The sequence below is a fragment of the Janthinobacterium sp. RA13 genome (genome assembly GCF_000745325.1).
In the GTDB taxonomy this organism is placed as follows: Bacteria; Pseudomonadota; Gammaproteobacteria; order Burkholderiales; family Burkholderiaceae_D; genus Janthinobacterium; species Janthinobacterium rivuli.
Window position 1 is genome coordinate 69,528 of the sequence record NZ_JQNP01000001.1, and the last position, 24,506, is coordinate 94,033.

21 protein-coding genes and 4 tRNA genes are annotated in these 24,506 nt (G+C 63.2%); 11 read left to right on the plus strand and 14 right to left on the minus strand.

Features of this window, described 5'->3' with window-relative positions:
• Positions 1 to 22 precede the first annotated feature (22 nt).
• Together FG13_RS00285 and FG13_RS28595 are read left to right on the plus strand one after the other, a co-directional pair.
• Positions 23 to 424: a type II toxin-antitoxin system RelE/ParE family toxin gene (locus FG13_RS00285; protein ID WP_235211638.1), complete on the plus strand. Its 402-nt coding sequence runs from the start codon at positions 23 to 25 to the stop codon at positions 422 to 424.
• Between the two features lie 33 nt (positions 425 to 457).
• The gene (locus FG13_RS28595; RefSeq protein WP_161784128.1) at positions 458 to 874 is read left to right on the plus strand and encodes an XRE family transcriptional regulator; all 417 of its coding nucleotides are present in this window, start codon (positions 458 to 460) and stop codon (positions 872 to 874) included.
• Between the two features lie 7 nt (positions 875 to 881).
• Here FG13_RS28595 and FG13_RS00295 read toward each other — a convergent pair whose 3' ends face one another.
• From FG13_RS00295 to FG13_RS00305, 3 genes are all read right to left on the minus strand, one after another.
• Positions 882 to 3,146, minus strand: coding sequence for an ATP-dependent DNA helicase (locus FG13_RS00295; RefSeq protein WP_035826662.1), 2,265 nt, complete (start codon positions 3,144 to 3,146; stop codon positions 882 to 884).
• Positions 3,143 to 4,795, minus strand: coding sequence for a VRR-NUC domain-containing protein (locus tag FG13_RS00300; RefSeq protein ID WP_035817370.1), 1,653 nt, complete (start codon positions 4,793 to 4,795; stop codon positions 3,143 to 3,145). Before FG13_RS00300 ends, FG13_RS00295 begins: the two co-directional genes overlap by 4 nt.
• A 94-nt stretch (positions 4,796 to 4,889) precedes the next feature.
• A complete protein-coding gene (locus tag FG13_RS00305; protein WP_035817373.1) occupies positions 4,890 to 5,594 on the minus strand; it encodes an SMI1/KNR4 family protein in 705 nt (234 codons plus the stop codon).
• Between the two features lie 160 nt (positions 5,595 to 5,754).
• On the opposite strand from FG13_RS00305, the gene FG13_RS00310 reads away from it, so the two are divergent.
• Together FG13_RS00310 and FG13_RS00315 are read left to right on the plus strand one after the other, a co-directional pair.
• The gene (locus tag FG13_RS00310; RefSeq protein WP_035817375.1) at positions 5,755 to 6,972 is read left to right on the plus strand and encodes an MFS transporter; all 1,218 of its coding nucleotides are present in this window, start codon (positions 5,755 to 5,757) and stop codon (positions 6,970 to 6,972) included.
• Between the two features lie 32 nt (positions 6,973 to 7,004).
• A complete protein-coding gene (locus FG13_RS00315) occupies positions 7,005 to 7,628 on the plus strand; it encodes a helix-turn-helix transcriptional regulator (RefSeq protein ID WP_035826664.1) in 624 nt (207 codons plus the stop codon).
• Between the two features lie 55 nt (positions 7,629 to 7,683).
• Here the strand turns inward: FG13_RS00315 and phaP are convergent, their stop codons facing one another.
• From phaP to FG13_RS00335, 4 genes are all read right to left on the minus strand, one after another.
• The gene (gene phaP, locus FG13_RS00320) at positions 7,684 to 8,295 is read right to left on the minus strand and encodes a TIGR01841 family phasin (RefSeq protein WP_035817377.1); all 612 of its coding nucleotides are present in this window, start codon (positions 8,293 to 8,295) and stop codon (positions 7,684 to 7,686) included.
• Between the two features lie 107 nt (positions 8,296 to 8,402).
• On the minus strand, positions 8,403 to 8,597 hold the full coding sequence (locus tag FG13_RS00325; protein ID WP_035817380.1) for a hypothetical protein: 195 nt from the start codon (positions 8,595 to 8,597) through the stop codon (positions 8,403 to 8,405).
• 47 nt (positions 8,598 to 8,644) lie between these two features.
• A complete protein-coding gene (locus FG13_RS00330) occupies positions 8,645 to 10,885 on the minus strand; it encodes an ATP-binding protein (RefSeq protein WP_035817389.1) in 2,241 nt (746 codons plus the stop codon).
• 102 nt (positions 10,886 to 10,987) lie between these two features.
• Positions 10,988 to 11,413 (minus strand): winged helix-turn-helix transcriptional regulator, encoded by a 426-nt coding sequence (locus FG13_RS00335; protein ID WP_035817393.1) that lies wholly within the window; start codon positions 11,411 to 11,413, stop codon positions 10,988 to 10,990.
• 116 nt (positions 11,414 to 11,529) lie between these two features.
• Between FG13_RS00335 and FG13_RS00340 the strand changes: the two genes are divergently transcribed.
• On the plus strand, positions 11,530 to 12,381 hold the full coding sequence (locus FG13_RS00340; RefSeq protein ID WP_035817395.1) for an SDR family oxidoreductase: 852 nt from the start codon (positions 11,530 to 11,532) through the stop codon (positions 12,379 to 12,381).
• Positions 12,382 to 12,472: 91 nt separating this feature from the next.
• On the opposite strand, the gene FG13_RS00345 is transcribed toward FG13_RS00340, so the two are convergent.
• The 4 genes from FG13_RS00345 to FG13_RS00360 all read right to left on the minus strand — a co-directional run bounded on the left by FG13_RS00345 (position 12,473) and on the right by FG13_RS00360 (position 13,252).
• Positions 12,473 to 12,557, minus strand: a tRNA-Leu gene (locus tag FG13_RS00345).
• Positions 12,558 to 12,625: 68 nt separating this feature from the next.
• Positions 12,626 to 12,710 (minus strand) — tRNA-Leu (locus FG13_RS00350).
• Between the two features lie 69 nt (positions 12,711 to 12,779).
• Positions 12,780 to 12,864: transfer RNA gene (locus FG13_RS00355), tRNA-Leu, on the minus strand.
• A 303-nt stretch (positions 12,865 to 13,167) separates the two neighbouring features.
• A tRNA-Leu gene (locus FG13_RS00360) sits at positions 13,168 to 13,252 on the minus strand.
• A 388-nt stretch (positions 13,253 to 13,640) separates the two neighbouring features.
• Here FG13_RS00360 and rnr point away from each other — a divergent pair.
• The 6 genes from rnr to udk all read left to right on the plus strand — a co-directional run bounded on the left by rnr (position 13,641) and on the right by udk (position 19,783).
• Entirely contained in the window at positions 13,641 to 16,199 is a 2,559-nt protein-coding gene (rnr, locus tag FG13_RS00365; protein ID WP_035817397.1) for a ribonuclease R, read from the plus strand.
• 15 nt (positions 16,200 to 16,214) lie between these two features.
• Positions 16,215 to 16,958 carry a 23S rRNA (guanosine(2251)-2'-O)-methyltransferase RlmB gene (rlmB, locus tag FG13_RS00370; RefSeq protein ID WP_035817400.1) on the plus strand — a complete coding sequence of 248 codons (744 nt, stop codon included), beginning with the start codon at positions 16,215 to 16,217 and terminating at the stop codon, positions 16,956 to 16,958.
• A 133-nt stretch (positions 16,959 to 17,091) separates the two neighbouring features.
• Positions 17,092 to 17,841, plus strand: a complete 750-nt coding sequence (gene cysE, locus FG13_RS00375; RefSeq protein WP_035817403.1) for a serine O-acetyltransferase — start codon at positions 17,092 to 17,094, stop codon at positions 17,839 to 17,841.
• A gap of 10 nt (positions 17,842 to 17,851) precedes the next feature.
• Positions 17,852 to 18,562 (plus strand): YceH family protein, encoded by a 711-nt coding sequence (locus tag FG13_RS00380; protein ID WP_051958258.1) that lies wholly within the window; start codon positions 17,852 to 17,854, stop codon positions 18,560 to 18,562.
• Between the two features lie 13 nt (positions 18,563 to 18,575).
• Positions 18,576 to 19,079, plus strand: a complete 504-nt coding sequence (locus FG13_RS00385; RefSeq protein WP_035817407.1) for a DUF2199 domain-containing protein — start codon at positions 18,576 to 18,578, stop codon at positions 19,077 to 19,079.
• Between the two features lie 59 nt (positions 19,080 to 19,138).
• Positions 19,139 to 19,783, plus strand: coding sequence for a uridine kinase (gene udk / locus FG13_RS00390; RefSeq protein ID WP_034756921.1), 645 nt, complete (start codon positions 19,139 to 19,141; stop codon positions 19,781 to 19,783).
• A gap of 12 nt (positions 19,784 to 19,795) precedes the next feature.
• Here the strand turns inward: udk and FG13_RS00395 are convergent, their stop codons facing one another.
• From FG13_RS00395 to FG13_RS00405, 3 genes are read right to left on the minus strand one after another with little or no spacing between them, the layout of a single operon-like run.
• Positions 19,796 to 20,965 carry an HlyD family type I secretion periplasmic adaptor subunit gene (locus tag FG13_RS00395; protein WP_035817408.1) on the minus strand — a complete coding sequence of 390 codons (1,170 nt, stop codon included), beginning with the start codon at positions 20,963 to 20,965 and terminating at the stop codon, positions 19,796 to 19,798.
• Positions 20,962 to 23,094, minus strand: a complete 2,133-nt coding sequence (locus FG13_RS00400) for an ATP-binding cassette domain-containing protein (RefSeq protein WP_200880235.1) — start codon at positions 23,092 to 23,094, stop codon at positions 20,962 to 20,964. Before FG13_RS00400 ends, FG13_RS00395 begins: the two co-directional genes overlap by 4 nt.
• A gap of 28 nt (positions 23,095 to 23,122) precedes the next feature.
• Positions 23,123 to 24,394, minus strand: coding sequence for a TolC family protein (locus FG13_RS00405; protein ID WP_051958260.1), 1,272 nt, complete (start codon positions 24,392 to 24,394; stop codon positions 23,123 to 23,125).
• Positions 24,395 to 24,506 lie beyond the last annotated feature (112 nt).

A 24,506-nucleotide genomic window follows, 5' to 3' on the forward strand; every position in this document is an offset into this window, starting at 1 on the left:
ATGATATCATCTGGAGGTGATAGTGAATGTGCCGAGGACATGGCCGGTCACGTTTCACGATGACTTCGATGCGGAATTCGATGCTCTGCCGGTAGATGTTCAAGATGAATTGCTGGCGAGTGCCGATGCGCTGTCGAAGCTGGGTCCGGCTGCCGGGCGTCCTCACGTTGGGACGTTGAAGAATCCTAAACACCCGAACATGAAAGAGCTGCGTTTCAAGGCCAATAACGGGGTAGAGGTGTGGCGCGCGGTCTTTGCTTTCGATACGAGGCGTGAGGCGGTCATTCTGGTTGCGGCGGCCAAGCAAGGTGTCAATGAGGACAAGTTTTACAGGGATTTGTTATTCAAGGCAAATGCTCGCTATGAGCAACATCTCACCAACCTGGCTGCGGCGAAGGCGAGGCAGGACAAAGGCAGTAGATGATTTCAGGAGCAGGAGTTTGTCATGGGAAGAAATGTGAACGACGTCATCCACAGTTTGCCGGCCGAGCGGCAGGCAAAAATTGCGGCTCTATCCCAGGAAAAGATGCACGAAATGATCGCGCACGCCGCCACGCTGACGGATTTCCGCAAGGCAGTAGGCAAAACCCAGGCGGAAGTTGCGAAGGAGCTGGGGATTCAACAGCATGCCGTTTCCCAACTGGAAAAGCGTACCGATACTTATGTCTCGACCTTGCGCCGTTTTTTGCAATCGCTGGGCATGACATTGGAGATGTCGGTCGTTGCGCAAAACGGCGTGCGTATCGAACTGCAAAATTTTCTGCGCAGCCAGGAAGTTGATGCCGATGTCCGTGACAGTGCACTTGCTACGCCTGCGACGCCCCCAGGAAAGCGGAAAGCCGGCGTGTCGCGCAAGCGGGCTGGCAACGCCTGAAGCTGCTTTATCCAGTAGCTAGCTGCACATTCCACCACGTCGGCAAGAGCTGGCGTATTTCCGGGCGCGAAAAACGGTCGTCGATCAGGTAGACGACGCCCTTGTCCGACTGCGTGCGGATCACACGGCCGGCGGCCTGCACCACCTTTTGCATGCCCGGATACAGATACGTGTAGTCGTAGCCGGCGCCGAAGATGTCGCCCATGCGCTGGCGGATCTGCTCGTTGACGGGGTTGATCTGCGGCAAACCGAGGGTGGCGATGAAGGCGCCGATCAGGCGCGCGCCGGGCAAGTCGATGCCTTCGCCAAACGCACCGCCCAAAACGGCAAAGCCGATGCCGCGCGTGTCCAGGCCGAAGCGGCCCAGGAATTGCGCGCGGGCAGCGTCGTCCATGCGGCGCGGCTGCTGCCAGATCGGCACGTCAGGGTAATGCTGGGCAAACAAGTGGGCCGTCTTTTCCATGTAGTCAAAACTGCTGAAGAAGGCCAGGTAGTTGCCCGGCGTTTCAGCGTATTGCTTCGCCATCAGCTGGGCGATGGGCAGCAAGGAGGCGGCGCGGTGCTGGTAGCGTGTGGAAATGGTGTCGGCCACGCGCACGGACAATTGTTCCGCCTGGAACGGCGATTCCACATCGACCCAGGCCGTGTTGGCTGGCATGCCCAGGGTGTCGCTGTAGTAATTCCACGGGCTCAGGGTGGCGGAAAACAGGGCCGTGCTGTGGCTGGCCGCGAAGCGTTCCCTGAGAAACGGCGCGGGCACGATGTTGCGGATGCAGACGGTGGAACCCGTCTCCGTTTTGCTGACGTCGAACAGCGAATGCGCGCCGAAACTTTCCGCCAGGCGGTTGATCAGCAGCACATCGAAATAGAAACGCTGCAAGTCTTCATCGAGCGCGGCCGCGTGTTCGGCCATGTAGTCGCCGATGGCCGTCGCCACCGCTTGCAGGGCGCCAAAGAATTTGTCGGGCAAGGCGGGATGCACGTGGTAATCGCCATCCTGTTCTTTCAGCAAAGCCGTCCACTGGCGCGAGAGGCGGTCGAGCGGCTTTTTCAGTCCTTCGGGCGCGAACTTGCGCAGCATTTTCAGGTCGATCTGCGCCAGTTCGGCGGTATACATGCTGCGCGCGCGCGACACCATATTGTGCGCTTCGTCGACCAGCACATTGACTTTCCAGTCGTGGGCCAGGGTCATGCCGTACAGCATGGCGCTGAGGTCGAAGTAATAATTGTAGTCACCGATGACGACGTCGCTCCAGCGCGCCAGCTCCATGCCCAAGTAATACGGACAGATACCCTGCTGCAAGGCGATGGCGCGCACGGCTTCCTTGTCGAGGATCAAGCCGCTGGCCAGCGCCACTTCGCGTGCCAGCGGCAGGCGGTCGTAAAATCCCTTGGCCAGCGGACATGATTCGCCATGGCACGCCTTGTCCGGATGCTCGCAGGCGCTGCTCCTGGCGCTCAGTTCCAGCACGCGCAGCGGCAGCAGCGGGGCGCTGTCCTTGAGGATGGCGCAGGCGTCGAGCGCCATTTGCCGGCCCGGTACCTTGGCGGCGAGAAAAAATAGTTTATCGAGGCCATGCGCGGCCGTCGCTTTCAACATGGGGAACAGGCTGCCCACCGTCTTGCCGATGCCGGTCGGCGCCTGCGCCAGCAAGCCGCAGCCACGGCTGCTGGCCTTGTACATGGCTTCGGCCAATTGCCGCTGCCCCGGGCGGAAGTCCGCATGGGGAAAGGCCATGCTGGTGAGTTGCGCGTCGCGGCTGGCCCGGTGCGCCATTTCCTGCTCGGCCCAGTCGAGAAACAGCGTGCAATGCTGCTCGAAGAACAGACGCAGCGCCTCGGCCGTGCATTCCTCGTGCATGACGGTTTCCTTCTGGCTCACGATATCGAAATACACGAGCGCCACGCGCAGCATGGGCAAGTTCAGCTGCTGGCACAGCAGATGGCCGTAGATGCGCGCCTGCGCCCAGTGCAGCTGGCGGTGGTTGGCGGGCATCGCGTCGAGTTCGCCCCGGTAGGTCTTGATTTCTTCCAGCTGGCGCCGCGCCGGGTCGTAGCCATCGGCGCGGCCCCGCACGTGCAGCGGGCCGAAGTCGCCGCACAGGCTGATTTCACGCTGGTAATCATCATCGCGCCGGCTCGTGACGGTGGCGTGGCCCGCCATGCCTTCCTGCGCCGTGGGGGACGGCGTCAAACGCAAGTCCAGGTCGCCCACCTTGGCCGTGAATTCGCACAGGGCGCGCACGGCGATGGTGTAAGTGTTGCGGCTCATGCCGCCGCCTGCCATTGCAGGTAGCACACGCTGACGGGCATGGCGTGCTCGGCACAATACGCGATCCAGCGCAGCTGGTTGTCTTGCAGGCGGTCGCCCGGACCCTTGACTTCGATCATGCGGTAGCGCCGTTCCGCAGGCCAGAACTGGATCAGGTCGGGAAAGCCGCTGCGGTTGCTTTTGATGTCGAGCAAGATGCGCTCGAACGACTTCTTCAGGTGCGCGGCCGGGATGCAGTCCAGCGCCAGGTCCAGCAAGCCGTCTTCCAGTATGCCCCAGCTGACGAAGGGCGAGACGATGCCGTGCTTGGCGGCAAGCGTGGCGCGGATGGCAGCGTGGTAGCGGCCGTCGTCCAGTTGCGCCAGGCAAGCGGCGAAGTCGCCGCTGCGGCGCTGGTAAAAATCGGCGCTGTGCAAGTCGGCTGGTCCACGGTGGAACGGGTGAAAGAAGGCGCCCGGCATGGGCTTGAAGATGGCGGGCCAGCACAGCAGGCCGAACAGCGAGTTGATCAGGGTGTTTTCCACGTAATACACGGGGGCGTCGTCCTGCATCAGATGTTGCTGCACCACTCCTTCCACGTAGCACGCCTGTTTCGGGCAGGGCAGCAGCAGGTCGATGCGTTCCACGGCGGCGGCTGTGTCGGCCGCCTGCTTCGCATGGCCCAGCTTGCGCCGCAAACGGGGGGCCATGCGCAGCAGCAATTGCTGTTCCGCTTCGCTTTCCGGCGCGGCCAGGGCGATCGTCAGGCGCTCGTAGGCCGCTTGCGGCTGCTCATCTTTCTCCAGCACGCGGATGGCGCGGCCACGCGCGCCCGGATAGCGGCAATCGGCGTAGGCGCGGTAGGCTGCCGACCAGTCCTGGCATTTTTCCAGGTGCTGGGCGATCTGGAAGCGCAGCTTGTCGCGCCGGCTGGCCAGCCAGGTGTTGTCCTCGAACAAGGGCAGCGCAGCCAGTTCCTGCAGCACCTCGTCGGCCGGCGCGCTGTCGTTGTAGCGTTCGCGGCACTGGTGCAGCACTTCATAGTGCTCGATATCCTGGCGCGTGCGAAAACCGCGTGACTGCGGCGAGAATTCCACTTTTTCGTATTGGTACACGCCGAGGTCGGACAGCACGAATTCCGACCAGTCCTGATGATAATTGCCAAAGTAAATCAGGCGCAGGCGGTCGCACAGCGCTTGCAGGCCGATGCGGTACAGCAAATCAGTGGAAGCCGGATGCCAGGCGGAAAACGCTTTATTTTCCCCATGCTGCTCGCGCAAGGCGTCCAGTTGTTCCGCCTTGCGCGCCGCCTTCAGGGGCGCGTCGAGGTCGAAGGCCTGGGCGATTTCCGCTTTCAGCAGCAGGTCGAACAGTTCATCGAGCGAAATGGCAGGATCGGCTTCCACCCAGCCCGTGGCGAGCAAGGGCAGGGCGGCCGCGCGCGTGTCGCCGATTTCCGGGTAATTGAGCTTGCTGGCGCGAAACAGGCAGCCCTTGCGCATGACGAGGCGCACGAACAGGGCGCGCGATGGTTGCGGCAGGGCGCCGAAGGCGGCGATGAATTGCGTTTCTTCAGGGCTCAGCAGATCGGCGTAACGCGCGGCTATCCAGTTCAGCACATCCTGGAAATTATCCAGATAGTACAGGGGATTTTCCAGGACTCTCAACATGGGGATGGCAATAGGGCAAGATGCAAGGTGATGGGTTTTACTGTGTTTATATACAGTTTAAACCTTCAGCCGCCGCTTGCCCAGCGAATTATGTTCAGTCAGCCGCGCTGTAGGCAAAACCGCTGTCGAACTTTTCGTAGGGAATCAGTTCCGCGCGCAGGCTGGCCAGTTCGATATCGGTCAGCAAGCCCCGGTGCGCCTCCGTGCGTCCTTTCGGCAACGCCACGTCGTAATCGATGATGTCCCGGGCCAGCAGGCCCTGCAGCACGTCGGCTTGCCGCGCCGTCAGGTAGCGCGCATGCGTGCCCAGGGTTTTCGTCAGTTGATCCTTGAATGCCTCGTCGCTGACGTCGTTGTACGTATCCTGGTCGGCCATGCTGTTCAACAACATGTGAACCATGAAATCTTGCAGGTTTTTCGCCAGGTACCGGGCTTCATTGTCGTCATGCCACAGCAGCACGATGGGCATCTCGCCGTCTTGCTCGCCTGACGCGAAAAAGCAGTAGTGGTCGCCCGCGCCCGTTTGCGCGAACGGGATGAACTGGAAGGCGGGGTCGATCTGCCGGTAATCGTCCGTATCCAGCAGCGCGTCCACTTCCGCGGCAACGGCCTCGATGTTGAGCAATTCAAAATCGTCCGCATGCAACAGCAGGGTGGGCCGCTCCGTCAAGGTGGGATAGACCAGCTTATGCCAGTCGGGCCCATATTCGCCCACGGCCAGCATGCCGTCGCGCTCCAGCTGCCGATACAATGCGGGATAGGTGAAGCCGTGTTGCCGTTCAATTTCTGACAGTGTCATGTTTGCCCCGTTAAACGTGAGTGATGGGCAAATGATAGTCGAGGCGATGGCGCGCACGGTTGGCGCCATGGCAGCAGTGATGGACATAATTAATAAACATTTTAGTTTACTTATGTGGCGTGCTCACGTAATCTTGCCAGACTATATCCATCGAGCCTGCATGAAAAACATCATATTAATTTCCGCCGCTTGCCTGCTGGCGCTGTTGTCGACCATCGGCGCCTCGCTGCCATATCCTATCCTGCCGCCCCTGTTCGCGGCCGAAGCGCCGAATGCCTTTAATAATTTTCTGGGCTTGCCGTCGAAATTGCTGTTCGGCCTGGCGCTGACCATCAATCCGCTGGGCTTGCTGATTGGCTCGGCCTTGCTGGGCCCCTTGTCCGACCGTTATGGCCGCCGTCCCTTGCTGATGCGCACTGCCGTGGGCGCCGCCATCGGTCACGCCATCACGGCCTGGGCGCTGGTGATCCAGTCCTACCCGCTGTTCATCGTCGCCCGTTTCATCACGGGTTTGCTGGAAGGGAACGGCGCCGTGGCGCGCGCCATGCTGGCCGACCAGCTGACGGGGCCGCTGCGCCTGCGCGCCATGTCATGGCTGAACGGCGCGTTTTACCTGGGCTGGCTGGTAGGGCCGATCCTGGCGGGCGCGACCCTGCATTGGGGCGTGACGGTGCCGTTCTGGATCGCCGCGGCCGCGCTGATGCTCGTCGCCGTGCTGGTAGCCGCCGGCTTGCCGCGCGAAACGCCTTCGCTATTGACGACGTCGTGGTGGCAAGTGGCGCGCGACCGCCATTCGCTCAACTTGCTGCGCCATGAGGAGCTGCGCACGCTGTTCATCGTGCAACTGGCATTTACGTGCGGCGTGGCCAGCTTCTACGAGTTCTATCCGCTGTGGCTGGTCGAAACGGCCAATTACCATGCACAGGAGATTGCCTGGGTGAATGTGGGCCTGTGTGGCACGATGACCATCACGTCCTTGCTGGCGGGCGGTCCCAGCCGCCATGCGCCCTTGCTGCGCGCCAGCTGGTATGCCTGCGGCGTGGCGCTGGCCGTGGGGATATTGGCATTGGGTAATATCTGGGTGGGTATCGCGGCCATCGTACTGTTCGGCATTCCAAATGCGCTGTACAACACGGTGATACAGGGCTGGTGCGCCGAGCGCTTCAGCGCGCACGGGCAGGGCGCCGTGATGGGCTTGCTGGCCACCACCTTTTGCATCGCCAACATCGTCGTCGCCCTCAGCGGCTCCGTGCTGACCCTGATCGATACGCGGCTGATCCTCATCGCGGGCGCCGTGTCCGCCGCCTGGGCCGCGTGGCGCATGGTCGCCTGGCGGCGCCAGCTGGCTGGCGCCGTTGACGCGAAGGCGGTGGCATGAGCATGAGCATGAGCATGAGCATGAGCATGAGCATGAGCACGTCGGAGCAGACGCTGTTCCTGCTGAAGATGCGCGGGCCGCAGACGGCGCAGCAACTGGCGGCCTTGCTCGATATCACCTCCATGGGCGCGCGGCGCCAGCTGGAAGCGGCGCACGAGCGTGGCCTGGTGGCTTTCGAGGACGTGGCCGACAAGGTGGGACGCCCGTCGCGGCGCTGGCAGTTGACGCAGCAAGGCCACGCGCGCTTTCCCGACCGGCATGCCGACCTGACCCTGGAATTGATCGCGCAAGTGAAAACCCTGTTCGGCGACGAGGGCCTGGATAAATTGATCGGCGCGCGCGAACGCAGCAGTGAAGCGGCCTACGGCAAGCTGGTCGACCCTCGGCTTGACTTGGCGCAACGAGTGGACAGCCTGGCGCGGGCGCGCGATGGCGAAGGTTACATGGCCCATGCCGAGCCGCAGGACGATGGCAGTGTCTTGCTGGTGGAAAACCATTGCCCGATTTGCGCAGCCGCCACGGCGTGCCAGAATTTTTGCCGCTCGGAGCTGGCCATCTTTCAACGGGTATTGGGGGGCGATTGCACGGTGGAGCGCAGCGAATATCTGCTGGAGGGGGGAAAGCGCTGCGTGTACCGGATTGTGCCGGTGAGATGAACCCAAGCAAAGGCTGGGGTCAGACCCGGCGGGTCTGACCCCATATTGAGTGACCTTATTTTTTGGCCGCCTTCGGCTTGGCGGCAGGCGACGCCTTTTCAGCTGTTGCCGTAGCGCCGGCCGTCACCTTTTCCGTTGCCTGCGCTACTTGCGCGCTGGCCTTGGCGATCTGCTCTTCCACTGTTTTGACGGCCTGTTTCGTGGCCTTGGTGACTTGTTCGTAACCGAGGAAGGCGTTGTCGATGGCGGCCTTGACGATGGCGACGGCGTTTTCCGAGCCTGGCGGTACATTTTTCGTGACGTCGTAGATCAGGGCGCTCAGATTGCTTTTCGCTTCGGCCACATGGGCTTCGGCGGCCGTGGTGAATTCCGTGTGGATTTCCTTGATGATGTCGTCGAGCTGCTGTTTATATGCTTTCGCGCCGGCCACGCCCGGTTGCAACTGGGCGGCGGCGGCGGCCATGGCGGCCTTCGGATCCTTGGCCTGGCTGATTTCCTTGCCGGCGGCGATGCCATCCTCGATGCCGGACCTGGCGGTGGCCATGTTCAGTGCCAATACCTGTTCCACGCCTTGCACTGCCTTGGAGGTGAGGGTGTTGAAGGTCATCAGCTGGAATTCAAACAGGGCCTTGGTGGCCGTTGCGAATTGTTCGGGATTCGTAAACATGTGGTCTCCTCGGTTTGAATAGATACGTTCTTATCGTTCCATACTCTTTCGACGCCGCAATGCCATCGCTTGATCTCAAGCCGGTGCCCCGTGTGGTCATGGCCCCATTATTTAACAAGCGCCGGTTTTTCGCAACGGCTATCTTTGTACGGTCCCGAGGCCAGTTCCCAGCCAAATCCCAAGGTCGATTGGGCGCACGACAGGGTGCCGTCGATCTTGCTGCGCCATTTGTACCAGGGGGCGGGTCCGGCCATTGCGCAGGCGCAAACTGCCAGCAGGGCGGCGGCGGTCAGGTATTTCATGGGTGCTCCGAAAGAAATGCTTGCGGGCATTGTAGCGCGCTTGCCATTCAGGGGGCGGGCGCTTGCGGCGCGGCGGCGGGCAGCTGCAGGGTGAAGGTGGTGCCGCTGCCATCGCCGGTGCTGCTGGTGGCGTCGATATGGCCGCCCAGCACGCCCGTGACGATGTTGTGCGCCACATGCAGGCCCAGGCCCGAACCGCCGGAACCGAGCTTGGTCGTGAAGAAGGGGTCGTAGACGTGCACGAGGTCGTCGGCGGCGATGCCCACGCCCGTGTCGGCGATGGACATGGTGATCGTCTTGCCGTCGTCGCTGCCACGCGCCCTGATGTGAATGGTGCCGCCGCTGCGGCCCTCGAAGGCGTGGCGCAGGCAGTTTTCCAGCAGGTTGCTCAGCACCTGGCCCAGCGGACCGGGATAGCTGTCCATGGCCAGGCCCTCGGGCACGTCCTGCGTCAGCGTCAAGCCGGCGGCCTTGAGCTGCGTGGACAGGGGCAGCATCAGCTCGGCGACGAACTGGCGCAGCAGGAAGTGGCGGCGCTGCGAGCTGGCGCGGTCGACGGCGATCTGCTTGAAGCTCGACACGAGGTCGGCGGCGCGCTGCAGGTTGCGCAGCATGATGGCGTCCGCCTCGCTGGCTTGCGTCAGGTAGGCCCCCAGTTCGGAGCGGCGCAAGCCGTCGAGGAAGCTGGCCTGGATTTCACGCGTGCGTTCGGCCATGGTGGTGGCCACCACCAGGCCGTTGCCGATCGGCGTATTGAGTTCATGCGCGATGCCGGCCACCAGCGCGCCGAGCGCGGCCAGCTTGTCGCGGCGCACCAGTTCTTCCTGCGTGATGGACAGGTTTTCCAGCGCGGCGGCCAGTTCCAGGTTCGTTTGCTCCGAGTGTTCCTTGGCCAGCGTCAGCGCTGCCGTGCGTTCGGCCACCAGGTCTTCCAGGTGGGCGCGGTGGCGCTGCAGTTCGCGTTCGTGTCGCATGCGGCCAATCGCGATGCCGGCCAGGTCGGTCGCCGTGTCGATCAGTTCCAGGTCGCGCGCGTCTGGCTTGCGCACTTCGCGGTAGTACATGGCAAACGAGCCGAGCACGGCGCCATCCTGGCTGAAGATGGGACGCGACCAGCAGGCGCGCAAGCCGAACGGCGCGGCCAGCTCGCGGTAGGGCGCCCACAGCGGGTCGTGCATGATGTCGGTGACGACCACCGGTTGGCGCAGGAACATGGCCGTGCCGCAGGAACCCACGCCGTCGCCGATGGCCACGCCTTCGAGCAGGGCCATGTACTCGGGCGGCAGGCTGGGCCCGGCCGCGCTGTGCATGTGGACGCCGTCGTCGTCGAGCAGCATGATGGAACAGAGCACGCCGCGCGACTGGCCTTCGATCAAGAGCAGCAAGTGGTTCAGGGTGGGGGTCAAAGGTGCGCCCTTGGCGACCATTTCCAGCAGGGCGCTCTGGCCCGAGCGCATGGCTTCGGCGAGGTTGCGTTCGGTCAAGTCGATGATGCGCGCATGCACCAGCTGGCGGCCCGGCACGGACAATCGCATCAGGCGGATTTCGCAGGCGATCGGGTGGTTGTCGCGGTGGCAGCAGCTGGCGCGGAAGACGACGATCTTGCCTTGCAAGGTATCGCGGATCTTTTCTTCCAGCAGTTGCGGCGAGGCGCGGCCATCGCCCTGATGCCTGGGGAACAGCGGTTCCATGCCGCCTTGCAGCAGCTCGGCCAGCGGCATGCCGAACAGTTCCTCGGCCAGGTGGTTGGCGTCGATCAGCAGGCCGTTGTCGATATCGAACAGCAGCACGGCGTCGGGCGAACCGGCCAGGATGGAGTGGTAATTGACTTCCAGCGTTTGCGGATGCAGGGGGCGCGGCGGTGTGACGGCATGCGGCGCGGGCGCCTCGGCCCTGTGCAGCGCCAGTTCCATGAGGATTTTTTCCGCCACGTCGCGTGCATTGAAGGGCATCTTGATGTAGTCGCTGGCGCCGGCGCCCACGCTGCGGCCCTGCTCCTCGGCGCTGGGGGTGGCCGACATCAGCAGCAGGGGCACGCTGTGGCGTCCACCCGCATTGCGCAGGCGCATGCAGGTGGCGCCGATATTCGAGCCCGCCAGGGCCGCGTCAAGCAGGATCAGGTCCGTGCCGCCGGCCGCCAGTTCCACGCCCTCGTCGATATCGCCCGCCAGTCCCGTGCCCAGGTTATGCCGGTCCAGCACATACAGCAGTTCGCGCACTTCGTTCGGCGAATTGCTGACCAGCAGCACATTGGCCCGGTCGGTGATGGAAGAAATCAACTGATTCATGGTATCGCGCCCTTACGCGTTTCATGGGCCTAGTATTACATCAAGGCAAGTAGGAGTAAACGATAATTCTTGATGACCAAAAGCAAGGGTCGCAGCACTCGTTCAGGCGGCGTTTTGTGCGGCCTGCGGCGCCAGATCGGCGCGCGCCTGCTCGATGCGCGGGTAATTATCCTCGATCCAGTCGACCAGCACGGCCAGGCGTTCGGCCGCCTCGCGTCCCAGCGGCGTGAGGCTGTATTCCACCTTGGGCGGGATCACCAGATACGCCTGGCGCAGCACGAAGCCGTCGCCAGCCAGCGCTTCCAGGGTTTGCGCCAGCATTTTTTCGCTGACGCCGCCCACTTCGCGGCGCAGTTCGCTGAAGCGCCGGGTGCCGCTCAGCAGCAGTACCAGCACCAGCACGGCCCAGCGGCTGGTGAGATGGCTGAGCACGGCGCGCGACGGGCAGGCGGCCGCCAGCAGGTGCGCGCCCTGGGTTTGCCGGGCGAGGGCGGCGCGCAGGCTGGCGCCGGGAGTGTCTGTGGACATGATAGTTGGCCTTGTTAATTGAGATTTCACTCATACTTACCAAAAGGTACGTACTTACAATAAGTAAGTAATAGTCCTATTATAGGGTTTTACCACCCACGTACCAAGGAGAAATCATGATCGTCGTCACCGGCGCCACAGGCAATCTGGGCCAGCACGTCATCGCCAGCCTGCTCAAGTCCGTCCCCGCAGCCAGCATCATCGCCGCCGTGCGCAATCCGGCCAAGGCCGGCAATCTGGCCGCGCAGGGCGTGCAAGTGCGCCAGGCCGATTACAACGATGGCGCCAGCCTCGATGCGGCATTCAAGGGCGCGACGAAAATCCTGCTGATTTCGTCGAGCGAAGTGGGTCAGCGCGCGCAGCAGCACCAGAACGTCATCGATGCGGCCAAGCGGGCCGGCGTGGCCCTGCTGGCCTACACCAGCGTCTTGCGCGCCGACACGTCGCCGCTGGGCCTGGCCGCCGAGCACGTGATCACGGAAGCGGCGATTCGCGCATCCGGCCTGCCTTACAGTTTCCTGCGCAACGGCTGGTACCTGGAAAACCATACGGAACACCTGGCGCCCGTGCTCGAGCATGGCGTCGTGCTGGGCGCGGCGCAAGACGGGCGTTTCTCGTCGGCCGCGCGTCTTGATTACGCTGCCGCCGCCGCTGCCGTGCTGACAGCGGATAAACCGCAAGCCATCTATGAACTGGCGGGCGACCAGGGCTTTACCCTGGCGGAATATGCGGCCGAAGTGGCGCGCCAGTCGGGCAAGCCGATTGTGTACAAGGATTTGCCGCAGGCGGACTTCAAGGCGGCGCTGGTGGGCGTGGGTGTGCCGGAAGGCTTTGCCGACCTGCTGGCTGATTCCGATGCGGGCACGGCCAAGGGCGGCCTGGAAGACCATGGCAAGCAATTGAGCGCGCTGATCGGCCGTCCGACGACGAGCCTGCTTGACGCCGTGAAGGTGGCGCTGGCGAAGTAAGGGGAGGGAGGATGCCGTGGCAGCACGGCATCCGGAAATGAAAAAAGCCGCAAACTCGTGAAAGTTTGCGGCTTTTTTGCGAATTAGGTAATGGTGCCCACGAAGGGACTCGAACCCCTACACCCGAAGGCACATGGACCTGAACCATGCGCGTCTACCAATTCCGCCACGTGGGCACTGATGCTGCTTACAACGATATCTCACTACTGTACTGCGGACTACAACGAAAACAACCCGTTGCTGGTGGTGCCCACGAAGGGACTCGAACCCCTACACCCGAAGGCACATGGACCTGAACCATGCGCGTCTACCAATTCCGCCACGTGGGCATTGTGCTGCTTGTTGCTGCTATCTTACTACTGTACTGCGGATCACAACAATGAACAACTTGTTGCTGGTGGTGCCCACGAAGGGACTCGAACCCCTACACCCGAAGGCACATGGACCTGAACCATGCGCGTCTACCAATTCCGCCACGTGGGCATTGTTACTGCTTGCTGCTTGTCGCTGCGTGTTCTGCAGCGAGGACAAAATCATAAGGGCTGGCGCGCATTCGGTCAATCAACATTTTGCACTTTTCTTCAAGAAACATGTTTTTTCGTCTGAAAAGGGCTGTTCCCTATGAAAAATGGCTGGATCTGCCTCTTTTTTCAGCGCTTTTCCGCAGCTTTCCGTCCGTACGCGTGTCAGGTGATCCGGCTGCCTGGGGGGAGGGTGCTTTTTGCTGCGGAAATGAAAAAAGCCGCAAACTCGTGAAAGTTTGCGGCCTTTTTGCGAATTAGGTAATGGTGCCCACGAAGGGACTCGAACCCCTACACCCGAAGGCACATGGACCTGAACCATGCGCGTCTACCAATTCCGCCACGTGGGCACTGATGCTGCTATTACTACTTGTTGAAAAATAACTTCACAACAATTCTGCTATTATAGCGACTTGAAGAGTTTTGCGCCAGATGAGCTTTCGCTCCATACTGCACATCAACCCTGTACCGCTTTCCTGCAACTGCATTCCCGTGAAGGTTTGTCGCTGCAAGAGACCGAGATTATAGAGCAATATTTGCCGAAGTCAAATGCATTGCGCAGCTTTTCTCCTTTTTTTCATCGGCGGGGCACTTGTTCGGTTTCCGCTACGCTGTCCGTTAGGCAAACCAAGGCGTCCTCCGGTACACTACCGGACATCACCGTGTCAATATTGACGGTGATGTCATCGGTCTTTGTCTTCCGTTTGATCACTGTCAATAACAACTATAGAAATACTTTTGAGCCAAAATACCCACACCATCCCCAGCCGGGAGGACATTCTCGGCATATTCCGCAGCGTCAACGCGCCTCTCGACCCGCAGTCTCTCGGGAAAACGCTGCAAGTGCATGCCGATTCCATGGATGTCCTGGTCCGTCGCCTGAAGGCGATGGAGCGCGACGGCCAGCTCAAGTCTGACGCCAGCGGTGTTTTCAGTCTGGCCGACCAGAGCGCGCTTGTCGCCGGTCGCGTCACCAGCCACCGCGATGGCTTCGGCTTCGTCATTCCCGACGACGCCAGCGCCGACCTGTTCCTGCCCGAGAAAGAAATGCAGAAAGTACTGCATGGCGACAAGGTCATGGCCCGCATCGTCGGCACGGACCGCCGCGGCCGCCCTGAAGGCACGATCGTCGAAGTCACCTACCGCGCCAATACCCACGTCATCGGCCGTTTGATCCATGAAAACGGCACCTGGGTCGTGGCGCCGGAAGACCAGCGCATCGGCCAGGACATCCTCGTCACCGGTTCGGTCGGCAAGGCAAAAGCCGGCCAGATCGTCAGCGTCGAACTGACCGAGCAACCGATGCGCTTCAAGCAGCCGGTCGGCAAGATCGTCGAAGTGCTCGGTGCGCTCGATGATCCCGGCATGGAAATTGAAATTGCCGTGCGCAAATTCAACGTGCCGCACATCTTTTCCGCCGCTGCCCTCAAGCAAGCTGAAAAGCTGCCGTTCGAAGTGCGCGCCGCCGACCTGAAAGACCGTGTCGACCTGCGCGACGTGCCGCTCGTTACCATCGATGGCGAGGACGCGCGCGATTTCGACGATGCCGTGTATTGCGAACCCGTCAAGATCGGCCGCGCCAACTGCTTCCGCCTGATCGTGGCGATTGCCGACGTCAGCCATTACGTGAAACCGAACGACGCGCTCGATGCCGATGCGCTCGAACGCAGCACGTCCGTCTACTTCCCGCGCCGCGTGATCCCGATGCTGCCGGAAAAACTGTCGAATGGTTTGTGCTCGCTGAACCCGGCCGTCGACCGTTTGACCCTCGTCTGCGACGCCGTCGTCAGCGACAAGGGCGAGCTGAAGGCGTACCAGTTCTACCCGGCCGTGATCCATTCGGCCGCGCGTCTCACGTATGACGAAGTCGCTGCCGTGCTGGGCAACACCAAGGGCCCCGAAGCGGCACGCCGCGCGGACATCCTGCCGCACCTGCAGAATCTGGAAGCCGTCTACCGCGCCTTGCTGAAAGCGCGCACGGAGCGGGGCGCCATCGATTTCGAGACGACGGAAACCTATATCGTCTGCAATACGGCTGGCAAGATCGAAAAGATCATCCCCCGCACGCGCAACGAAGCGCACAAGATCATCGAAGAGTGCATGCTGGCGGCCAACGTCTGCGCGGCCGATCTGTTGCTGCGTAATAAGCATCCAGGCACCTACCGCATCCACGCCAGCCCGACCAAGGAAAAGCTCACGCAAGTGCGCACCTTCCTCAAGCAAGTCGGCCTGAACCTGACGGGCGGCGACACGCCATCGGCATCCGATTACCAGACCCTGATGCAGCAGATCAAGCAGCGTCCCGACGCGGCCCTGCTGCAAACGATGTTGCTGCGCTCGATGCAGCAAGCCGTCTACAGCCCGGACAATATCGGCCACTTCGGCCTGGCGTACGAGGCATATGCCCACTTCACCAGCCCGATCCGCCGCTATCCCGACCTGCTGACGCACCGCGCCATCAAGGCCATTTTGCAAGGCAAGAAATACGAGCCGAAGTTGTCCGAGAAGACCGTGCTGAACACGAACGTGTCGAACGCCACGCGCAAGCAGCAGGCCAAGGACAAGGCCGACGGCAAGCCGAAGAAGACGGATCTGACGATCTGGGACGCGCTGGGCGTGCATTGCTCGGCCAACGAGCGCCGTGCCGACGAAGCGTCGCGCGACGTCGAAGCCTGGCTGAAGTGCTACTTCATGCAAGACAAACTGGGCGAGGAGTTCACCGGCACGATCACCGGCGTGACCACCTTCGGCGTGTTCGTGCAACTCGACACCCTGTTTGTCGAAGGCCTGGTGCACGTCACCGAGCTGGGCACCGATTACTTCCAGTACGACGATGCGCGCCATGAATTGCGCGGCGAACGCACGGGCAAGCGTTATCAATTGACCGACCGTCTGACGGTGCAAGTGGCACGTGTCGACCTGGAAACGCGCAAGATCGACCTGCGCTTGGTCACCGATGCGGAACTGGCGGGCGAAGAAGCGCCAGCCAAGCAAGCTGGCGGCAAGCGCAAGGGCGAAAAGAAATCGATGGTCAAGCCCGGTCCCGCGACCGAGCAGCGCCACGAGATCAAAGCCAGCGTCAACACCGGCGGCAACAACGGTGGCAAACCCGGCAAGGGTTCCGGCGGCCGTTCCAATGGCGCCAAGGCGCAAGCCAAGCCTGCAGCCAAGGCAGCGCTGAAGGAAGCCCCCAAGGCCGCCGCGCCGAAGCGCAGCAAGAAACCAGCCGTGGCACCCGCTGCGGCGGCACCACGTGCAGCAAAAACTGTATCAAAATCAAGCAAGAACAAGCGATAAAAGAAACGATAACAAATGAAGAATAAAATGATTTTCGGCTTCCACGCCGTCACCTCGCGTCTGCGTCATGAAGCGTCGTCCGTGGAAGAAATTTTCGTCGATGCCAGCCGCGTCGACGGCCGCATGAAGGACATGATCGCCGCCGCCAAGGCTGCCAACGTGCGCGTCATGCCCGTCGATTCGTCGCGTCTCGATAAAATCGTCGGCACGCGCCGCCATCAGGGCGTGATCGCGTTTGCGTCGCAACTGTCGCTGGCGCGCAATCTCGATGAGCTGCTGGACGCCATCGATGGCCCGCCGCTGCTGTTGATTCTCGACGGCATCACCGACCCGCACAACCTGGGCGCCTGCCTGCGCGTGGCCGACGGCGTCGGCGCACATGCCGTCATCGTGCCGAAGGACCGCGCCGTGGGTCTTAATACCACGGCCGCCAAGGTCGCCAGCGGCGCCGCCGAAACCGTCCCGTACATCACCGTGACGAATCTGGCGCGCACCATGCGTGAATTGAAGGATCGCGGCATCTGGCTGATCGGCACCTCGGACGACGGCGAAAAAGGCTTGTACGAAGCCGATTTCACGGGCCCGACGGCTCTCGTCATGGGTTCCGAAGGCGAAGGCATGCGCCGCTTGACGCGCGACACCTGCGACATCCTCGTCAGCATCCCGATGTTCGGCTCCGTCGAGAGTCTGAACGTGTCGGTCGCTTCCGGTGTCTGTCTCTACGAAGCGCGCCGCCAGCGGATTGCTTTAGAAGCATAAGCTAGCGTCACTTGGGGTCAGACCCGTCGGGTCTGACCCCAGCTTGCCGTTGAGGAGCCTCTCGACGTCAGCCCCTCCAGCACTCCCCCTCCGAATACGCTACCATTTGCGTTCCACCTTATCCATTGTCATTATGTTCCACCACCTGCGCGAAGACATCAACAGCATCATCGAACGTGACCCGGCCGCCCGCAATGGCTGGGAGGTGCTGACCTGTTATCCGGGCTTGCACGCCATCGTCATGCATGGCTGGGCGCACTGGTGCTGGACGCGGCGCATGAAGTGGGTGGGGCGCTTCATTTCGTATATCGCCCGCATCATCACGGGCATCGAGATCCATCCGGGTGCCGTCATCGGCCGGCGCGTCTTCATCGACCACGGCTTCGGCGTGGTGATCGGCGAGACGGCCGTCGTCGGCGACGACTGCACCATCTACCAGGGCGTTACTTTGGGCGGCACCTCGCTGCACAGCGGCGCCAAGCGCCATCCGACCCTGGAGCGCGGCGTCATCGTCGGCGCCGGCGCGCAGGTGCTGGGCAGCTTCACGGTGGGCGAGTACGCCAAGGTGGGTTCGAACGCCGTGCTGTTGAAACCCGTGCCGTCCGGCGCGACGGCCGTCGGCAACCCCGCGCACATCGTGCAAAAGGATGTCAGCGCCCTGCGCGAGGGCAGCACGGCCCACCTGTTCGCCGCGTATGGCGTCACGCCCAACGGCGACGATCCGCTGTCGAAAGCCCTGCAAGGCTTGATCACGCATGCCGTGGCGCAGGAACAGCGCATCGAAACCATCCTCGCCACGCTGAAGGCGGCCGGTATCTGCTGCCAGGCTGTGCCCGAGTGTGATAAATTCGATTCCGAGCAAATGAACAAGCTGGTTGATTAAGGATACAGGCATGACTACAGACGCAAACATAGCTGAAAACGCAGCAGAAAAAAGCACTGACAATCCGAATCTGCTCGACCCCTTCGAGATCCGCGTGCTGGCCGTGCTGGCCGAAAAGGAAGCGCTGACGCCGGACAGCTATCCGCTGTCGCTCAACGCGCTGACGAACGGCTGCAACCAGCTATCGAGCCGCGACCCCGTCATGGCCCTGTCCGAGGAAACCGTCTACGACGTGCTGCAGCGGCTGATGCAGCGCAAGTTCGTCAACGGCATCACGCAGGCGGGCGCGCGGGTCGCCAAGTATGAACACCGCATGCGCATCAAGTGGTCGCTGGAACAGGACAAGCTGGCCATCCTGACCATATTGATGCTGCGCGGCTTGCAGACGGCGGGCGAGATCCGCAGCCGCAGCGGCCGCGTACATGAATTCAAGTCCGTGGCGGAAGTGGAATCCGGCCTGCAATTTTTGATCGACAAATACCCGCCGCTGGTGGCCAAGCTGGCCGTCGCTCCTGGCGCCAAGGAACCGCGCTACGGACACTTGCTCGGCGGTGAAGAGGCGCTGGCGCAGATCGAGACGGCGGCCGGTTTTGCGGGTGCCGTCAGCGCGCCGCAGCAGGGCAGCCGTGTCGCTCAGCTGGAACAGGAAGTGCTGCAATTGCGCAGCGACTTCGATGGCCTGGCGGCGCAGTTCGAGGCATTCCGCAAGCAGTTCGAATAACGTCACTGCACGCATGACTTTTTCCTTCCTGTGCCGCTCCTGCGGCGAAACCCACACGGGCATGCCCAGCTTCGGCGCCGATGCGCCGTGGCTGTATGAGCAGATGGCGCCCGCAGAGCGCGAAGCGCGCTGCCAGCTCGACAGCGACGCCTGCATCGTCGACGAAGAACACTGTTTCGTGCGCGCCACCATCGACATCCCCGTGCATGGCTCGGATGAGCCGTTCAGCTGGGGCGTGTGGGTGTCACTGAGCGGCGAGAGCTTCGACTCCTGGGATGCCTGCTTCAATGACGCGCAGCGGGCGCACATCGGCCCCTTCTTCGGCTGGCTCAGCACGCAGCTGCCCGTGTACCCGGATACCCTGAACCTGAAAACCCGCGTCCACCTGCGCGACGATGGCGTGCGCCCATCCATCGAGCTGGAGCCGACGGAGCATCCGCTGGCCATCGAACAGCGCGACGGCATCACGGCAGAGCGGGTGGCCGAGCTGTATGCGCGGCTGGTGCATGGCGCGTGACAGGCCCGGCTTTGCAGCCGCTCCCTGTCAGTCCGCTCATGTTTCCGGTATCATTCGGCATGAATACTATTTCCTTCCAACCGTTTGTTATTGGTGTCGCTGGCGGAAGCGGCAGTGGCAAGTCCACCGTATCCCAACAAGTGCTGGCGTCCTTTGGCGCCGACATGGTCTCGGTCGTGATGCAGGACGACTACTACTGCGACCAAACCCATCTTTCCCCTGAAGTCCGGCGCCAGCAGAATTACGACCATCCGCAGGCGTTCGAGTGGCCATTGCTGGTGCAGCACATCCAGGCCTTGCGCAATGGCGAAGCGATCGAGATGCCCGAGTACGACTTCACGCTGCACAATCGCTCCAGCCGGACCATACCCGTCAAGCCGGCGCCGGTGATCGTCATCGAAGGCCTGTTTGCCCTGTATGACGAGAACTTGCGCGACATGATGTCGCTGAAGATTTTTGTCGACACGGCCTCCGACGTGCGCTTCATCCGCCGCATGCAACGCGACATCACGGAGCGCGGCCGCTCGGTGGAAAGCGTCATCGAGCAGTATCTGGAAACCGTGCGTCCGATGCACAAGCAATTCATCGAGCCGACCAAGCGCAATGCCGATGTCATCTTGCCGCATGGCGCGAATGGCCCCGCGGTCGACATGATCACGGCCAAGGTGGCCAGCGTTATTGGCCGCCTGAAGCCTGCCGGTTAACAGCCCGCCAGCTTACCGCTCTCCCATCGATTCCGAGAACGTCTTGGTGATCGGTTTCGTCAGGTAGCGCAAGACCGTCTTGCGGCCCGTGTTGATTTCCACGGTGGCCGTCATGCCGGGCTGGATCAGGATCGGTTCGCCATTCTTGCCCATCAGATTGCGCCCGCTGGTCTTGATCTGCACGCGGTAGTAGGGCTGCTCGTTGCCCTTGTTGTCCTCACTTAAGGTGTCCGCGCTGATGTAGCTGACGGTGCCGCGCAGGCGCCCGTAGATGCCGTAGTCGTAGGCGTCGAGTTTCACGGCCGTGGGCAGGCCGGGCTTGATGAAGGCGATGTCGGCCGGTTTGACTTTCGCTTCGATGATCAGGTCATCGTCCGTCGGCACGATTTGCAGGATTTCCTCGCCCGGCTTGGCCACGCCGCCCAGGGTAGTGAGGCGCACGTTGCGCACGATGCCGTCCGTGGGCGCGTAGATATCCGTCGAGCCCAGCTGCTCCTTGCGCTGCGTCACCGTCTGCAGCACGCCGGCCAGGTCTTCCTGGGCTTTTACCAAGTCCGTCTGGCTGTCCTGCAGGTATTTGTTGCGCCGGTTGGTGATCTGCGCCTGGATGTCGACCACTTGCCGCCGCAGTTTCAGCACCTCGGCGCGGCTCACATCTCCCGTTTGCAGCAGCGGCAGATTCATTTCCAGCTCTTCCTTGATCAGCTTCATGGCGCTTTCCAGCGAGCTCACTTCCGCCTGCACGGCGCCCTGGCGCTTGCTGAACAGGGCCAGTTGGTTGGCGCGAAATTCCGGGAACGCCTGCAGTTCGGGCGGGAACTTCGGCGCGCCGCCAAACACCTCGGCTTGCAGGCGTGCCACGGCCGCCTTCAAACCGGCCGCCTTGGCCGTGCTTTCCAGGTAGCTCGTTTCGGCCCGCGTGCGGTCGAAGCGCGCCAGCAATGCTCCCTTTTTCACGACGCTGCCTTCATGCACGCGCAGCTCGGCCAGCACGCCGCCATCGGCCACCTGGATGATCTGGTTGCGCGAGCTGGCAATGACCTGGCCGTTGGCGCGCGTGACCTGGTCCAGCTCCGCCCACGAAGCCCAGGCGATGACACCGGCCAGCGCCGCCGTGCAGCTCCAGATCAGCACGCGGCCCCGTTTCGCTTCCTCTTTCGCTTCGACCCTGGCCAGCTTCATGCGACGGCTCCTTGCGCCACCGGCGCGGTTGCGGAACTGGGCACGGCCTGCGGCTTGCCCGACAGCTTGGCCAGCACGGCATCGCGCGGACCGTCGAGCAGTACTCTTCCCGCCTGCAGCACCACCAGGCGGTCGAGCAGGGGCAAGAGGGCGTTCTTGTGCGTGGTGGCGACCATGGTCACGCCTTCGGCCGCCAGTTCGCCCAGCAGGCCGACGATGCGCGCTTCCGTCTTCGCATCCATGGCGCCCGTCGGTTCATCGAGCAGCCAGATGCGCGGCTTGGCCAGCAGCAAACGCGTGACGGCGATCAATTGCCGCTGGCCGCCCGACACGCCGCGCCCGCCCTCGGTGATGCCCAGCGCCAGCCCCCGTGGCTGGCCCAGTATCAGTTCGATCAATCCCGTGCGCTTGGCCGCCGCCAGGATCGCTTCCTCGCCCGGGTCGGCCAGTCCCAACAGCAGGTTGTCGCGCAGGGTGCCGCTGAACAGCCGCGTTTCCTGCGGCAGATAGCCGACCATTTCGCGCACCACGGCCGGCGCCAGCAGGGCCATGTCGACGTCGCCCAGGTAGGCCTTGCCCTCGGCCGGCTGGTACAGGCCCGAGGCCAGTTTCAGCAGGGTGCTCTTGCCCGAGCCGATGGCGCCCACCAGGCCGACCCGTTCGCCGGGGCGGATGGCCAGGCTTTCCACTTCCAGCGCCACCTTTTGCGCGCCGCCATACGTAAAGCGGATGCGTTCGAAGCGCAAGCCCGTATCGAGGCTGCGCGGCGTCAGCGCGAACTGCGCGTTGTCCGCTTCGTTGGGCAGGCTGATGACCTGTTCCAGGCCGTCGATGGAGGCGCGCGCATGCGCCCACTGCACCATCACGGCGGGCAGTTGCACGATGGGCATCAGGGCGCGGTTGCTGATGATGGTGCACGCCATCAGGGCGCCCATGGTCATCTGGTTTTCCGCCACGAACCACGCGCCCATGGAGATCAGCGCCACGTTGGTCAGCTGCTGGAAGGCGGCCGTGATGTTTTGCGACAGGGCCGCATAGTCGCGGATATTCTGCTCCGCGTGGCTGCTCTCTGCCACCAGTTCGGCCCAGCGCGCCTGCATCATCCATTCCGCGCTGCTGCCCTTGAGGGTTTCGACGCCATCGACGGCTTCCACCAGCAAGCCCGCCTTGCGGTTGCTGGCGTTGAGGTTCTTGCGCGTATGGCTCTCGATGGCGCGCTGGAACATCAGGCCGCACACGAGGGCCAGCGGCAGGGCCACCAGCGGCACCACCACCAGCCAGCCGCCGATGATGGTGATCATGGCGAGAAAAATCACCGCGAAGGGCACGTCCGTGAGCACGAACAGCGAGGTCGACGTCAGCACGCCGCGCACCATTTCAAAACCTTTTACCTGCGCCGCCAGGGTGCCGACGGAAGCGGGACGCGCCTCCATGCGGATGCCCAGCATGCGCTGGAAAAACCACTCGGACAATTCATGGTCGACGTCATTGCACGAGTGGTCGACGATGCGGCTGCGGACCTGCTTGAGGATGAATTCCAGGCCGATCGACAGGGCCACGCCCACCACCAGCACCCACAGGGTGCTGAAGCTCTGGTTCGGGATCACGCGGTCGTACACCTGCATGGAAAACAGCGAGGTGGCCATGGTCAGCAGGGTCACCAGCGCGGTGGCCAGCACGGCGTCGACAAACACGCTTTTCTTCAGCCACAGGGCGTTGCGCACCAGCCCCAGGGCGCCGGGGCGGGCGCCGCTTTTTTCGCTGCGGCGCGGCAGGCCCACGCAAGCCAGGCCAGCCAGTGTCGCCAGTTGCAAGGCGCGCCCATCGATGCCTTCGCCGCGCCAGGCGCCGTCGGCGCCGCGCGACTGCAGCAAGCCCCAGCCCGTGCTGGCGCTGTAGACGGCGAACGGCAGCTCGCCCGGCGTCGGCTCGTGCAGCGGGCGCGCCGCGCCTTCCAGACCGGCCGCCTGCCAGATCGTGGTCAGTACCGCGCTGGGCGCGCCGTTGTCGTCGATGTCATCGAGCTGGCGCTGCAGGTCGGCCAGGCGCGCGGCAGGCACGTGCTGGCCCGTCAGGCGGGCGGCGCGCTCGACGAGTGTCAGCAAGCCATGTTTGATGGAGGTATCCACGCTGTCTCCTGTGTGCATCATGTCGGTGTCAATTCGCGCGCATCATGCCGGCCGGCGCAGTGCGCCCGGCCAGGGTGCCCGTTTGCGCTGCCAGGCGCAGGCTGGCGGCAATCGCCTGCGCGCGCGTGTCTTCCAGCGAAAACTGCGCCTGGGTCGCTTCGCGCACGGCATTGAGCACGTCGTTCCAGCTCTTGCGGCCGATCACGTACTGGCGCGCATACGATTCGAATACCTGCGTCGATGTGGTGCTGGCTTCGCCCGCGTTGCCCAGGCGCTGGCGGCTCGCCTCGGCCTCGTTCCAGTCCAGGGTGAAACGCTCGCGCACCTCGCGTTCGGCCACATCGTGCGCGGCGCGCGCGCCTTCGCGCCGGGCCACGGCGGCATCCACGCCGGCCTTGGCCGACAGGCCGGCGCCCGGCTGCGCCTGCAGCACCAGCATGGCGCGCGTGCGGTTGTCGGCATTGATGCCGCCGCCCGTGGGCTTTTCCATGCGCAGCACCACTTTCGGCATGTAGGCCGAGCGCTGCAGGGTGATGTCGGAATCGGCTGCCTGCGCCTCGAACTCGAGGCGGTGCAGGGTAGGGGAGTAGTCGATGGCTTGGCGCATGACCCGATCCAGGCTGGCGTCGGGCAGCGGTTCGCCCACGCCGATGCCTGCGGCGCTGACGAGGCGCACGGGTTTGCCGGCCAGTTGCGACAGCTGCGCCAGCGCGTTTTCCAGCGCCTGGCGCGCATTCGATACGTCGTTGGCCGCCTGGTAGGCGCGCGATTCGGCCAGACGCTGGTCCGTTTGCGAGCTGACCGACTGCGCCACGCGGCGCTTGATCATGTCCAGCAGGCGCTGGTGCTCGGCCAGTCCCCCTTCCGCCGAGCGCACGCGCGCCGTCTGGCGCAGCGCTTCCGTGTAGGCGGCGATCACGCGCAGCGAGAGGCTCAGGCGTTCTTCCTCGATGGCGGCGCCGGCCGCGTCGACCCGGCTGCCGGCCGCATCGATGCCGGCGTCGATGCGCCCGCCGCTCCACAGCGGCTGCTCGATGCGCACCACGCCGCCCGTTTCCTGCGAACCGGTGGGCACTTCCGCCGACAGGCTGGGATAGCGCTGCCATTGCGCGCCATCGAGTTCGGCGCGCGCGGCCGCCTGCGCCGAGCGCCTGCCCTGCACGGCGGGATGGTTTTGCAGCGCCTGCTGCAAGACCTGGTCGAAGCTCCAGGCGGTGGCGCCCTGGGCGCCGGCGAAAGACGATACCGATGCCATGGCCACGGCCGCCAGCAGGGCCGCGATGCGTGGCAGTGAAGACAATGCTGGGAAACCGCGTAATCTCATCCCGTATTTTTCCGGCACCAGGCCTGACGCATTTCTAGGTGTGGCGGGAGCGCGCCGTGTTGCGTTGCGCTCCCGCCGCCGTGCCAGG